The organism is Amycolatopsis sp. FBCC-B4732 (genome assembly GCF_023008405.1).
Lineage (GTDB): Bacteria > Actinomycetota > Actinomycetes > Mycobacteriales > Pseudonocardiaceae > Amycolatopsis > Amycolatopsis pretoriensis_A.
In genome coordinates this window covers 5,423,350-5,435,396 of sequence record NZ_CP095376.1, presented here as the reverse complement: position 1 = coordinate 5,435,396, position 12,047 = coordinate 5,423,350, and the positions used below count along the sequence as shown (strand labels likewise).

15 protein-coding genes are annotated in these 12,047 nt (G+C 71.6%); 8 read left to right on the top strand and 7 right to left on the bottom strand.

Annotated elements, in window-relative coordinates; all coding sequences use genetic code 11:
- Nucleotides 1-36: 36 nt before the first annotated feature.
- Complete coding sequence (locus MUY14_RS23380) at nucleotides 37-426, top strand: hypothetical protein (protein WP_247011821.1); 390 nt, start codon at nucleotides 37-39, stop codon at nucleotides 424-426.
- 41 nt (nucleotides 427-467) lie between these two features.
- Nucleotides 468-1,652, top strand: a complete 1,185-nt coding sequence (locus MUY14_RS23375; RefSeq protein ID WP_247011820.1) for a hypothetical protein — start codon at nucleotides 468-470, stop codon at nucleotides 1,650-1,652.
- A gap of 50 nt (nucleotides 1,653-1,702) precedes the next feature.
- Here MUY14_RS23375 and MUY14_RS23370 read toward each other — a convergent pair whose 3' ends face one another.
- Both MUY14_RS23370 and ppgK read right to left on the bottom strand, forming a co-directional pair.
- Entirely contained in the window at nucleotides 1,703-3,103 is a 1,401-nt protein-coding gene (locus tag MUY14_RS23370; protein ID WP_247011819.1) for an RNA polymerase sigma factor, read from the bottom strand.
- Between the two features lie 196 nt (nucleotides 3,104-3,299).
- On the bottom strand, nucleotides 3,300-4,067 hold the full coding sequence (gene ppgK, locus MUY14_RS23365; RefSeq protein WP_396126866.1) for a polyphosphate--glucose phosphotransferase: 768 nt from the start codon (nucleotides 4,065-4,067) through the stop codon (nucleotides 3,300-3,302).
- Between the two features lie 64 nt (nucleotides 4,068-4,131).
- Between ppgK and MUY14_RS23360 the strand changes: the two genes are divergently transcribed.
- Nucleotides 4,132-4,950: an inositol monophosphatase family protein gene (locus tag MUY14_RS23360; protein ID WP_247011818.1), complete on the top strand. Its 819-nt coding sequence runs from the start codon at nucleotides 4,132-4,134 to the stop codon at nucleotides 4,948-4,950.
- A gap of 124 nt (nucleotides 4,951-5,074) precedes the next feature.
- On the opposite strand, the gene cei is transcribed toward MUY14_RS23360, so the two are convergent.
- Entirely contained in the window at nucleotides 5,075-5,758 is a 684-nt protein-coding gene (cei, locus tag MUY14_RS23355) for an envelope integrity protein Cei (RefSeq protein ID WP_247011817.1), read from the bottom strand.
- A 479-nt stretch (nucleotides 5,759-6,237) separates the two neighbouring features.
- Here cei and MUY14_RS23350 point away from each other — a divergent pair, with 479 nt between their 5' ends.
- Nucleotides 6,238-6,546, top strand: coding sequence for a DUF4193 domain-containing protein (locus tag MUY14_RS23350; protein WP_086676737.1), 309 nt, complete (start codon nucleotides 6,238-6,240; stop codon nucleotides 6,544-6,546).
- Between the two features lie 153 nt (nucleotides 6,547-6,699).
- On the opposite strand, the gene MUY14_RS23345 is transcribed toward MUY14_RS23350, so the two are convergent.
- Entirely contained in the window at nucleotides 6,700-7,182 is a 483-nt protein-coding gene (locus tag MUY14_RS23345; RefSeq protein ID WP_247011816.1) for a DUF3093 domain-containing protein, read from the bottom strand.
- 24 nt (nucleotides 7,183-7,206) lie between these two features.
- On the opposite strand from MUY14_RS23345, the gene dut reads away from it, so the two are divergent.
- Both dut and MUY14_RS23335 read left to right on the top strand, forming a co-directional pair.
- On the top strand, nucleotides 7,207-7,710 hold the full coding sequence (gene dut, locus MUY14_RS23340) for a dUTP diphosphatase (RefSeq protein WP_247011815.1): 504 nt from the start codon (nucleotides 7,207-7,209) through the stop codon (nucleotides 7,708-7,710).
- Nucleotides 7,710-8,375 (top strand): DUF3710 domain-containing protein, encoded by a 666-nt coding sequence (locus tag MUY14_RS23335; RefSeq protein WP_247011814.1) that lies wholly within the window; start codon nucleotides 7,710-7,712, stop codon nucleotides 8,373-8,375. The genes dut and MUY14_RS23335 overlap by 1 nt, the downstream gene beginning before the upstream one ends.
- Nucleotides 8,376-8,615: 240 nt before the next feature.
- Here MUY14_RS23335 and MUY14_RS23330 read toward each other — a convergent pair whose 3' ends face one another.
- The gene (locus MUY14_RS23330; protein WP_247025216.1) at nucleotides 8,616-9,299 is read right to left on the bottom strand and encodes an alpha/beta fold hydrolase; all 684 of its coding nucleotides are present in this window, start codon (nucleotides 9,297-9,299) and stop codon (nucleotides 8,616-8,618) included.
- Between the two features lie 136 nt (nucleotides 9,300-9,435).
- Between MUY14_RS23330 and MUY14_RS23325 the strand changes: the two genes are divergently transcribed.
- Together MUY14_RS23325 and MUY14_RS23320 are read left to right on the top strand one after the other, a co-directional pair.
- The gene (locus MUY14_RS23325) at nucleotides 9,436-9,816 is read left to right on the top strand and encodes an OB-fold nucleic acid binding domain-containing protein (RefSeq protein ID WP_003074944.1); all 381 of its coding nucleotides are present in this window, start codon (nucleotides 9,436-9,438) and stop codon (nucleotides 9,814-9,816) included.
- A 9-nt stretch (nucleotides 9,817-9,825) separates the two neighbouring features.
- The gene (locus MUY14_RS23320; RefSeq protein ID WP_247011813.1) at nucleotides 9,826-10,548 is read left to right on the top strand and encodes a DUF3159 domain-containing protein; all 723 of its coding nucleotides are present in this window, start codon (nucleotides 9,826-9,828) and stop codon (nucleotides 10,546-10,548) included.
- Nucleotides 10,549-10,601: 53 nt separating this feature from the next.
- Here MUY14_RS23320 and MUY14_RS23315 read toward each other — a convergent pair whose 3' ends face one another.
- On the bottom strand, nucleotides 10,602-11,258 hold the full coding sequence (locus MUY14_RS23315) for a TrkA family potassium uptake protein (RefSeq protein ID WP_247011811.1): 657 nt from the start codon (nucleotides 11,256-11,258) through the stop codon (nucleotides 10,602-10,604).
- Nucleotides 11,255-11,920, bottom strand: coding sequence for a TrkA family potassium uptake protein (locus tag MUY14_RS23310; RefSeq protein WP_247011810.1), 666 nt, complete (start codon nucleotides 11,918-11,920; stop codon nucleotides 11,255-11,257). The genes MUY14_RS23315 and MUY14_RS23310 overlap by 4 nt, the downstream gene beginning before the upstream one ends.
- Between the last annotated feature and the right edge of the window lie 127 nt (nucleotides 11,921-12,047).

Here is a 12,047-nt window from a genome sequence, read left to right as displayed (position 1 = left end):
TAGGGAAAGTGCCGTCCCGGCGTTACCATCGGGGGCATGGACGACTCCGGCGTCGTCGTCAACCTGATCCTCTTCGCCGTGGTCTGCATCGCTCCCACGGTGCTTTTCTGGTGCGCGCTGCGCGTTCCCCGCTTGATCCACCGGATCCGCTCGCGGCGGGTCGCGCCCGCGCCGGCCGGACCCCCGATCGAGCGCGTCGCCGCCGACCTGCGGCGCGTGCACCGGCTGCTCGCCGACTACCCGTCCGGCACGCCCGCCGCCCGGCGGTTCGGCACGCGCCAGGCGTACGACGAGCTGCTGACCCAGGCGTGCCGCCAGGTCGGCGTCCCGCACCGGCTGGGCGAGCTGCCCGAGGGGATGGACCGCGAGATCGAGCGGCTGCGCGTCGAGCAGTCGCTGCGGGAGCGCGGGCTGGCCGTGCCCTGAGTTGTACGGCCCGTGTACGCGCCCTCGGTCACGCTGCCGGCATGCGCTTCCTGATCGGCTTCGTGACGCTGCTGCTGCTCGCCTTGGCGCCGCCGGCGCAGGCCGCCGCGAACTTCCCGCGCCTGGCGTCGGTCGACGGCTTCCGGCTGACCGCCGGCGACACGTTCGCCACGTACGGCTCGCGCGTCACCGCGCTGGACCGGCAGCTGCCGCCGCGCGGGCTCACGGCGTTGCTGGCGGACACCAACCGCAAGGCCCGCCCGCTCTGCCACGGCACGTACCTCGCGGCGGCGCTGAAGCCCGCCGGGTTCTGCTGGGAGGACGCGAACGACGACAAGACCAACGACTGGATCCCGCAGGGCTTCACCGGCTCCGGCGACGCCGACCCGGCGACCGGCACGATCGGCGGCAAGCGCGTCGTGGCGACGTCGTGGCACACCCCGGGCGACACGATGGTCCGGCTGTCCTTCGTGGACGCGACCGGCCTCGGCTACCGGCATGTCCTGCTGGTGGAACCGACGTCCGACACCGACTTCGCGGTCGTGACCGGCCACGGCCACGGCATGACGTGGTCGGGAAACCTCCTCTACGTGGCGACCACCGGCGGCCTGATCCGCGTCTTCGACACGACGCACTTCTGGAAGGTCGACGCGAGCGCGGGCACAGTCGGCCGCGGCCCGGACGGCAAGTACCACGCGGCGTACTACGACTACGCGATGCCACAGGTCGGCGCGTACTGGTACCCGGGCGGCGGTGCCTGCACGACGGCGACGGGTGCGCGCCCGTGCCTGTCGGCGCTTTCCTTCGACCACACGGATTCCACGTTCGTGACGGCGGAACACGCACCCGAGTCGGGCGGCCGCATCCTGCGGTGGCCGTTCGATCGGGCGACCGGCCGGCTGGTGCCTTCGGCCGATGGGCTGGTGCACGCGTCGGAGGGATTTTCGTCGCCGGTGTGGGGCATGCAGGGCGCGGTGTCGAGAGGCGGCTACTTCGTGCTGACGGGAGTGTGCCCGGAGTACGCCGGGGTGGCGGGCGACCACCCCTCGTGCCTGCACGGCGGCGTCGGCGGGGTGTCGACGTCGAGGCTGGCGGGGCAGGCACCGGTGAACAGCCAGAACCTGTCGTACTGGCCGGCGACGGGGGAGTTGTGGCTGCTGAACGAGCAGCTGCTCGAGCGCGTCACGGTCCACGTCCCGTGGACGGCGCTGACCGGGCGGGCCTGAAACGGAAGAACCCCGCCACCGGAGTGACGGGGTTCTTCCGTGAGTACGACTCAGTCCAGGTAGTCGCGCAGTACCTGGGACCGCGACGGGTGGCGCAGCTTCGACATCGTCTTCGACTCGATCTGCCGGATGCGTTCGCGGGTCACCCCGTACACCTGGCCGATCTCGTCGAGCGTGCGCGGCTGGCCGTCCGTGAGGCCGAAGCGCAGGCGGACCACGCCCGCCTCGCGCTCGGACAGCGTCTGCAGCACCGACTGGAGCTGGTCCTGCAGCAGCGTGAACGACACCGCGTCCACCGCGACGACCGCTTCGGAGTCCTCGATGAAGTCACCGAGCTGCGAGTCGCCCTCGTCGCCGATCGTCTGGTCGAGCGAGATCGGCTCACGCGCGTACTGCTGGATCTCCAGGACCTTCTCCGGGGAGATGTCCATTTCCTTGGCGAGCTCCTCGGGCGTCGGCTCGCGGCCGAGGTCCTGCAGGAGTTCGCGCTGTATGCGGCCGAGCTTGTTGATGACCTCCACCATGTGCACCGGGATGCGGATGGTGCGGGCCTGGTCGGCCATCGCGCGGGTGATCGCCTGGCGGATCCACCACGTGGCGTACGTCGAGAACTTGTAGCCCTTGGTGTAGTCGAACTTCTCCACCGCGCGGATCAGGCCGAGGTTGCCCTCCTGGATCAGGTCCAGGAACGCCATGCCGCGGCCGGTGTAGCGCTTGGCCAGCGAGACCACGAGCCGGAGGTTCGCCTCGAGCAGGTGGTTCTTCGCCCGCTCACCGTCGCGCACGATCCACTTGAGGTCGCGGCGCATCTGGGTGACGAGCTTCTCGCCCTCCTCTTCGGCGGTGCGCACGCGCTCGGCAGCGTAGAGCCCGGCCTCGATCCGCTTGGCCAGCTCCACCTCCTCCTCCGCGTTCAGCAGCGCGACCTTGCCGATCTGCTTGAGGTAGGCACGCACGGAGTCGGCCGACGCGGTGAGCTCGGCGTCCTTGCGCGCCTGGCGCAGGGCTTCCGACTCCTCCTCGTCCCAGACGAAGTCCGGGTTGTCGGAGCTCTTGGCGGCGGCGGCCTTGTCGGCGGCGGCGCCACGGCGGCGCTGCGCCGGGGTCTCCTCGTCGTCGTCGTCATCGTCGTCGTCCGCCGTGTCGGCGTCCGGTTCGTCGTTGACGGTCTCGTCGACGACGTCGACCTCGACCTCTTCCAGGTCCGACAGATCCGGCGTGTCGAGTTCGGCTTCGTCGATCTCGCCAGGACCGTCCGGGTCGCCGTCTTCGGTCTTCGCGCCCTTGGTCACGGCCTTCTTCGCCGGGGCCTTCTTGGCCGGGGCCTTCTTGGCGGTGGTGGTCTTGCGGGCCGCAGGCTTCGCCGTCCCGGTGGCTGCCTCTTCGGCCGGCTCGCCGGCTGCGGTCGCTGTCTTCGTCCCGCCTCGGGTTGCGGTTCTTGCGGCTGCCACTTACGCCCTTTCGCAGCGGTCGATCACGACGAGCAACGGCCTGGCGGCCATTGCTGCCTCACATTCGGGGATCACGCCTCGGCCTGCGGTTTTGCCCTCCGCAGCCGTGGGCCGTGTTCCATTGTAACGACGGTACGCGCATGCGGTGCGAAGCGATCACCCTCAGCCCCGTCGCGAGCACCTGATCAGAGCCGGATCAGTGCTGGATGCCCTCGGCCGCGGCGGCCGCGGCGCCGACGATCCCGGCGTTGTTCTGCAGCGTCGCCACCAGCACCGGAGTGCGGATGTCCAGCAGCGGCACCCATTTCTCGGACTTCTTGCTGACCCCGCCGCCGACGATGAACAGGTCCGGCCAGATCAGGTTCTCGAGCACGGTCAGATAACGGTGCACCCGCTTGGCCCATTCGGGGTAGGAGAGCCCCTCGTTGTCCTTGACCGACGCCGCCGCCCGCTTCTCCGCGTCGTGCCCGTCGATCTCGAGGTGACCGAACTCGGTGTTCGGGACGAGCTTGCCGTCCTGGAACACCGCGCTGCCGATGCCGGTGCCGAAGGTGAGCAGCGCCGTGACGCCCTTGCGCGCGACCGGGTCGCCGAAGCGGATCTCCGCCATGCCCGCCGCGTCGGCGTCGTTGAGCATCGCGACCTGGTCGACGCCGCGGCCGAGCCGCTTGGCGAACAGCGCGTCGGCGTCGGTGCCGATCCACTGCTTGTCGATGTTGGCCGCTGTGTGCGCGACGCCCTTCTTGACGACGGCCGGGAGCGTCACGCCGACCGGGCCGTCCCAGTCCGCCTGCGTGACGATGTCGTGCACGACGTCCGCCACCGCCGACGGCGTGGACGGCTTCGGTGTCTCGATCCGGATCCGGTCGCCGATGAGCCGGCCCTTGTCCAGGTCCACCAAGGCGCCCTTGATCCCGCTGCCGCCGATGTCGATGCCGAAACCTCGGCGGGTCGCCTCCACCACGGACGTGGTCCCTTCTCGCACGATTCAGAAGCCTGCCTCGGAGACTTTAACCGGATGTGGTGACATGGCGGACGTGGGAGTTGACGAGTCGTTGCTGAAAAGCGTCGCGGAGCAGGTCGCGACGGAAGCCGCCGAGCTGGTTCGAGAAGCCTGGGACGGGATGGCGAACGGTCGTTCGGTGGCCGTGGGCACCAAGTCCGCGGACACCGACGTGGTGACCGCGGTCGACCACGAGTCCGAACGCCTGGTGCGCGCCCGGCTGGCCGCACTGCGCCCGGACGACGAGGTGCTGGGCGAGGAGGGCGGCGGCGTCGCCGGCGACGGCGTGACCTGGGTGGTCGACCCGATCGACGGCACGGTCAACTTCCTCTACGGGCTCCCGTGGTTCGCGGTGTCGGTGGCGGCGCAGGTCGGCGGCGAATCGGTCGCGGGCGCGGTCGTGGAGCCGGTGAGCGGCCGCGTCTGGACGGCCGCCCGCGGCCAAGGCGCGTACCTGGACGGCCGCCGGCTGACGGTGTCGGCGCCGTCGCGGCTGGAGCTGACGTTGGTCGGGACCGGTTTCGCGTACGCGGCGGAGCGCCGGACGCGGCAGTCGCGCTTCGCGGCGGAGCTGCTGGGGCGGGTGCGGGACATCCGGCGCAACGGGGCGGCGTCGCTGGACCTGTGCGCGGTCGCGGCGGGCTGGCTGGACGCGTACGTGGAGCACGGCCTGCACCGGTGGGACTGGGCGGCGGGCGCGCTGATCGCGGCGGAGGCGGGCGCGGCGGTGTCGCTCCCGGGGTCGGTGCCGGAGCTGGGCGCGGACGCGACCTACGCGGCGGCGCCGTCGATCGCGGACCCGCTGCGGGAGCTCCTGGCCGGCTGCGGCGCCGCGGAGGTCTGAGCCGGCGCCGGGTAGCCGGAACTGTCGGTGGCCGGCGGTAGCGTGGAAAACGGGGGCGCCCCCCGCGGCCGCCGGGTCGGCAGGTGATGTCGCAGGCCGCCCGGAGAGCGCCGGGGGAGCGAACTCAGCAGGCGACGTCGCGGGCGGAAGCCAGCAGCGTCTGGTCGATCACCGGGGCCTTGGCGCCCGCCGACTGCTCGTTGCCGCCGCCGCCCTGGTGGGTCCTGGACCAGTCCGCCAGCTGCGTGAGGATCTGCCGGGCCTCCGCGCGCGGCCGGATGTCGCCGAACAGCGTGCCCGTCACCAGATCGACGCTCGCGTCCTTGCGGTTGTCCTGGACCAGCTCGGCGCAGGGCACCACCAGGCTCAGCGTCCGCGCCGCGGTGACGCCGTTCTCGCCGAAGCGGATCTGGCCGCGGCACTTGGCCACGCGGCCCTCGTACGCGGGGTCGTTGCCCGGCTCGCCGGTGCCGGTGAAGCCCAGCTCCTTCAGCGCCGTCGTGGCGATGCCGCCCTGGCCGCGCGTGCTCGACGCGTTGAGGACCTTGACCGCGACCTTGTCCGGCGGGACCGGCGCGCGGTCGTCGAGCGAAGCGTGGGGCAGGGTGCTGAACGTGACACCCGGCGGCGGGCTCGCGGGCGGGTCGCACTTCACGGCCTCGTCGACGTCGCCCTTGCCGACCGCCGCGTTGATCCAGACGATGATCGCGCCGAGGGCGAGCACGGCGATGACGATCAGCGCCGGCAGCGGCTTGTGCTTGCGATACGGCCGCGCCCCACGGTCCCCGATGCCGTTCCCCGACGCCACCTGCCCGTCCCTTCCCGAACACCGAACCCGACCGTGCGAACGCGGCACCGTCGTGGCCGATCAGCCTAGGCGCTGCGACCGGCGTGCACCGTCCCGGGTCACCCCGGTGGAACACCCGATCCCCGTGCGGCGATCGCACCACGGCCGGGACGGGCGGGGCAAGCGGACACGGGCCGCGTGTGGGGTTCTCCACCTGCGCGCAACCCGAACGGACGACAACGCGTCTTACCTGCGGGTTCCCCCTGTCGGGTGACGAATCCCCGGCAATGTCTGACTCGTTGCAGAACCGTCGCGGGCGTGAGCTACCCTTCCCGGGCTCCGGCCGCAGGAAGAGGCGCGAAAAGAAGAGACCTCGGTCACTTCGGCCGTCGGGCACAAACGAGGGCCCTGGAACGTTGACCAGCGGCACGGCGGACTCGCGGGGCGACCCGGGGGTCCGGATAACGACTACACAAGCTGATCGCAGGGGTGAGGGACACATGGCTACCGACTACGACGCTCCGCGCCGCAGCGAAGCCGACGAGCTGGCCGAAGACTCGTTGGAGGAGCTCAAGGCCCGGCGCAACGAGAACCAGTCCGGCGTCGTCGACGTCGACGAGGACGCGACCGCCGAGAACTTCGAGCTGCCGGGTGCCGACCTTTCCGGGCTTTCCGGTGAGGACATGACCGTGAAGGTGGTGCCGAAGCAGGCGGACGAGTTCACCTGCTCCGTGTGCTTCCTGGTGCACCACCGCAGCCGGCTGGCCGAGGAAAGCGGTGGACGCCTGATCTGCCGCGACTGCGCCTGACGAACGCGGGATCTCGGACAGGGTTCAGGGGACGAACAGACGCGACTGAGAGCCTCGAGGGCACCAAGGGGGAGGCTCGAAGCGCGCTGGGGACAAGGGGGCCGGCCGGCAGGCCGGCCCCCTTCCCATGTCTCGAGGAGGGTGGAGCGGAGGTCAGGCGCTCTTCAGCAGCTCGGCGACGCGCTCGGGGTGCCGGGTGCTGAACAGCCAGTACGGCGTCGGGTCTTCGGGGTCGGTCAAGCGGACCCGCACGACCGGGCCGACCCAGCCGCGGTGCACCACGTAGGCCGCGGGGTCGCCGTCGCGCCCGAGCGCCTTGCGCTTGGCTTCCTTGTCGAAGATCTCCACCTCGCCGGCGTAGCGCAGCGGCAGGTGGGCGTCGCCGACCCACAGCTCCGGCTCGTCACCGCCGGTGATCCGGACCTTCGACCGGCCCAGCGACACCAGCAGCGCCACGACGACCGGCAGCGCGATCACGTACGGCAGCCACGCCCGGATCCCCGGGTAACCCATGTCGATCTCGGCCGCCAGCAGGATCGCGCCGAGGACCGGCAGCGGCCAGCCCCACCACGGGACGTAGAGCCGCTCGGAGTGCCGGACCGCGGCGCTAGCGGCCGTCTTCGCTGATTCACCCACGGGTAGAGAGTAATCTCGCCGCCCGTGTCCAGCGTTCAGGTACTCCTCTCCCGGCTCGACCCGGATGTCCCGCTGCCCGCCTACGCCCGACCGGGCGACGCGGGCGCCGATCTCGTCACCACCTCGGATATCGTGCTCGAACCCGGCGAACGCGGGGTGGTCGGCACCGGTGTCGCGATCGCGCTCCCGCCCGGGTACGCGGGGTTCGTCCACCCGCGGTCGGGCCTGGCCGCCCGGGTCGGCCTCTCGGTGGTGAACACCCCCGGCACGATCGACGCGGGCTACCGCGGGGAGATCAAGGTCTGCCTGATCAACCACGACCCGGTGCACCCGGTGAAGCTCACGCGCGGCGACCGCATCGCCCAGCTGGTCGTGCAGCGGGTCGAGCACGCCGAGTTCGTCGAGGTCGCCGAGCTCGACACCACCGAACGGGGTGCCGGCGGCTACGGATCCACCGGCGGACACGCCACACTGGGAGCACCGGCGCTCGCGACGAGCACCGGCGCGGGGGAAGGAACGGAGAAGTAGTGGGGATTTTCGGACGCAAGCGGCGGACCGAGGGCGGGTCCGCGGGCAGGCACGCCGCGCCCGATGCCGACGACACGATCGGGGACGAAGCCTACGACGACGAGGACTCGGAGCTTTCGGACGTTTCCGACGGCCCGTTCGACGTCGCGGACTTCGACGACGACGGCGTCCCGCGGATCGACCTCGGGTCGGTGAAGGTGCCGGTGCCGGACGGCTCCCAGGTCCAGGTCGAGATGGACCCGGAGACCGGGGGCGTGCGCGCCGTGCACGTCGTCACCGAGCAGGGCCAGATCACGGTCAGCGCGTACGCCGCGCCGCGCTCGGGCGGGCTGTGGCGCGAGGTGAGCACCGAGCTCGCCGAGCAGCTGCGGGCCGACGGCGCGAAGGTCAACATCGGCCGCGGCAAGTGGGGCCTGGAGATCTCGGCCATCGTCGGCGACGTCGCGCTGCGGTTCGTCGGCGTCGACCGGCCCCGCTGGATGCTGCGCGGCGTGATCGCCGGCCCGCAGTCGGAGGCCGCGGGGGCCGTCGAGGTGCTGCGCGAGATCGTCCGGCGCACGATCGTCGACCGCGGCGACGCCCCGATGCCGGTCCGCACCCCGCTGACCATCACGCTGCCCGAGGCGGTCGCCGAGCACATCGCGGCCCAGCAGCAACAGGGCTGACCTGGACGTTCGTGAAGGCCACCGTGAGGAACTCGTGCTTCCCCGCGGTGGCCTTCACGGTGTTCGGCCCACGGAACCCGGGCCGCGGCGGTCCGAGCCGTCTGGAAGACCGTGGCTGAGCCTTGCGCGGGCGTCGCCGAACTGCGAGCGGCAGTGGTCCGGGCCCGCCGGGCAGACCGTGGCTGACCTGGACGTTCGTGAAGGCCACCGTGAGGAACTCGTGCTTCCCCACGGTGGCCTTCACGGCGTTCGGAGGGCCCGCAGGAGGGCCAGGACGGTCGCCCGGCCCAGGGACTCGCGGTCGGCGCCCAGTGCCGTGAGCGTCGTCTCGCCGAGCGCCGCGCGGGGGAGTGCGCTCGCCCACTCCGACGCGACTTTCGTCGGGTGGATCGGGTCGTCGGTGCACGTGCCGACCCCGGCCGGGACGGCCAGCCGCGAGAGCTCGGCCAGGGTTGGCGAAGGACGGCCGGCCGCCACGCGCAGGCCGGCCGCGAGCCCGTCGCCGTGGCGGCGCCACGCCCGGTCCAGTTCGGCCCGCAGCCAGTCCGGGCTGCCCCCGGTCTGGGCGAGGGCGACGTCGACGCCGGAACCGGCCACCAGGTCCGCCGACAGCGTCGCGGCCAGCGACGCGGGTGCTGGGCCCGGGACGCCGTTCCAGGCCGGGAGGGCGGCCAGCAGGCCCCCGCAACGGCCCGGGTTGCGCACGGCCCACTCCGCGGCCAGGTGCGCGCCGAACGAAATGCCGCCTACGAGCAGTTCGCCGTGTTCGTCCGCGAGCGCGTCGAGGGCCGCCAGGTAGCCGTCGGCCAGCGCCGCACCCCGCGGTGGCGGTGGCGCGACGAGCGGGACACCGAGGGCGCGCAGGGGCCCTCCGAAGACGGCCCGGACGAACACCTCGTCCGAGCCGGTGCCGGGCAGCAGCACCGCGGCGGGAACTCTGATCGCGGACGTCACGTTGCGATCTTTGCGCAAAGGCGTTTCCCTGGCGGGGACCGCAGTACGCTGGAATCGCACGGGCCGCAAGCAATTTTGTCGGGGGCCCCGGAGCACAGGAGCACCTATGTCCGCCAAAGACGGCGGCTACTTCAGCCGGCTGGTACGCAAGCTGACCAGCGACGTCGAGGATCTCGACGCAGACGAGATGTCGATGAGGTCGGGCGCCGAAGGGGCGCAGCGGGCCTGTGACTGCCGGTCCGGTGAAGAGGTCACCGTGATGGGGAGACTCCGCAGCGTGGAGCTCTGCCCGACGAACGAGGCCGCCACCCTGGAGGCCGAGCTGTTCGACGGGACACAGGGCGTGACGCTAATCTGGCTCGGCCGCCGCCGGATCCCGGGCATCGAGCCTGGCCGGACGATCAAGGTGCGCGGCCGGATGGCCGAGCGTGACGGCCAGAAGGTGCTGTACAACCCCTATTACGAGCTCCAGAGCCCAGTGAGTTGATCACCCATCGTGACTGAACCCGCCCCGAGCGAGAAGAAGACCGACGACGGCGACGAGCCGCAGCCCACCCTGCTCGAGCAGATGGGCGGCGTGTCCGGCCTGGTCTACTCGTCGCTGCCGGTGATCGTCTTCGTGCTGGCGAACTCGTTCTTCGGCCTGACCGCGGCCATCTGGACCTCGATCGGCAGCGCGGTGGCCATCACCGTGCTGCGGCTGGTCCGCAAGGAACCGCTGCAGCCGGCGATCTCGGGGTTCTTCGGCGTGGCGATCGCGGCGTTCATCGCCTACCGCACGGGGTCCGCGAAGGGCTTCTTCCTGTTCGGGATCTACGCGAGCCTGATCTACTGCGGCGTCTTCGTGGTGTCGGTCCTGGTCCGCTGGCCGATCGCGGGCGTCGTCTGGAACATGCTGAACGGCACCGGCCAGGCGTGGCGCAAAGACAAGCCGTCCCGCTACGGCTACGACGTCGCGACGCTGGCGATGGCCGCGATCTTCGCGGCGCGGTTCGTGGTGCAGCGCTGGCTGTACCAGGAGGACTACACCGGCTGGCTGGCCTTCGCGAAGATCGCGATGGGGTACCCGCTGTACGCGCTGGGCCTGCTGGTCGTCGTGTGGGCGGTGCGCCGGTCGGACAAGCGCCTGAAGGCGATGGCGGAGACCGAGCCGGCGCCGGAGACCGACGCCGAGGTCGAAGCCCGGCTGCGCGAGAAGTACGCGGCCCCCGAGGCCTGATCGAGCTGCGAAGAAGGCCCCCGGCGTGCTCGCCGGGGGCCTTCTTCGCGTCTTCAGTAGCCCAGTGCCGTCCGGATCTCCGGCTCGACGTCGGCCGTCGCGACGAACAGCAGCTCGTCGCCCGGCTCCAGCGGGTCCTCCGGCTGCGGCACGATCACCCGGTCGCCGCGCAGGATCGTCACCAGCGCCGCGTCCCGGGGCAGCGCCAGCTCGCTCACCGGCTTCCCGGCCAGCGGTGTCTCGGCCGGCAGGGTCAGCTCGACGAGGTTCGCGTTGCTCTGGCGGAACGTCATCAGCCGCACCAGGTCGCCGACGCTGACCGCCTCCTCGACCATCGCCGCGAGCATCCGCGGGGTCGAGACCGCCACGTCGACGCCCCAGGCGTCGGTGAACAGCCACTCGTTGGCCGGGTTGTTCACCCGGGCCACCACGCGCCGGACGGCGAACTCCGTCTTCGCCAGCAGCGAGACCACCAGGTTGGCCTTGTCGTCGCCGGTCGCGGCGATGACCACGTCGCACTGCTCGATCCCGGACTCCTCCAGGATCGACACCTCGCACGCGTCGCCGAGCACCCAGTCGGCCTGCTCGACCGCGTGCGGCTCGAACTGGTCGGCCTCGCGCTCGATGAGCATCACCTGGTGCCTGCCGTCGATCAGCTCGGCGGCGATGGAGCGGCCGACCGCGCCCGCGCCCGCAATCGCGACCCTCATGCCTCGTCCTCCGGTTCGCGCTGGGCCACACTGGTCACGTCGCTGACGGTGCCGGAGCGCGCGGCCACCCACACGACGTCGTCCGCCTGCACGACGGTCTTGTGGTCCGGCAGCACGGCGGTGCCGAACCGCATGATGAACGCCACGCGCGCGTCCGTCGCCTCCTGCAGGGCCCGGACGGAGTGCCCGACCCAGCCCTCGTGCAGCGGCAGCTGCAGCAGCGCCACGTTGCCCGACGGGTCCCGCCACGCCGACGCCACGCCGTCCGGCAGCAGCGACCGCAGGAACCGGTCGGTGGTCCAGGGCACGGTCGCGACCGTCGGGATCCCCAGCCGCTCGTAGACGGCCGCGCGCTTGTGGTCGTAGATCCGCGCGACGACGTGCTCGATGCCGAAGTTCTCGCGCGCGACCCGTGCCGAAATGATGTTCGAGTTGTCGCCGCTGGACACCGCGGCGAACGCGCCGGCCCGCTCGATGCCCGCTTCGACCAGCACCCTGCGGTCGAAGCCGACGCCGACGACCTGCTGGCCGTGGAAGTCACTGCCGAGCCTGCGGAACGCCTGCTGGTTCTTGTCGATGACGGCCACCTCGTGGCCGAGCCGCTCCAGCGCAGCGGCCAGGGACGCGCCTACCCGGCCGCATCCCATGATCACCACGTGCACGCCCTGCCTCCTCTTCGGCGGGTTCACCCGTCCGTACCTACCCCGACATACCAGCGCCGAACCTACCGTGCACCCCTGCGGCTACTTCCACCGTCCTCCCCGCCACCGCCCTCAACCGAGGAGCTTC

Excerpts from the sequence above, each read along its gene's own strand:
- MUY14_RS23360 (WP_247011818.1), top strand. The coding sequence starts at position 4,132 with ATGGCGGACGTGGGAGTTGACGAGTCGTTGCTGAAAAGCGTCGCGGAG.
- MUY14_RS23350 (WP_086676737.1), top strand. The coding sequence starts at position 6,238 with ATGGCTACCGACTACGACGCTCCGCGCCGCAGCGAAGCCGACGAGCTG.
- MUY14_RS23315 (WP_247011811.1), bottom strand. The coding sequence starts at position 11,258 with ATGAGGGTCGCGATTGCGGGCGCGGGCGCGGTCGGCCGCTCCATCGCC.
- MUY14_RS23380 (WP_247011821.1), top strand. The coding sequence starts at position 37 with ATGGACGACTCCGGCGTCGTCGTCAACCTGATCCTCTTCGCCGTGGTC.
- MUY14_RS23325 (WP_003074944.1), top strand. The coding sequence starts at position 9,436 with ATGTCCGCCAAAGACGGCGGCTACTTCAGCCGGCTGGTACGCAAGCTG.
- MUY14_RS23375 (WP_247011820.1), top strand. The coding sequence starts at position 468 with ATGCGCTTCCTGATCGGCTTCGTGACGCTGCTGCTGCTCGCCTTGGCG.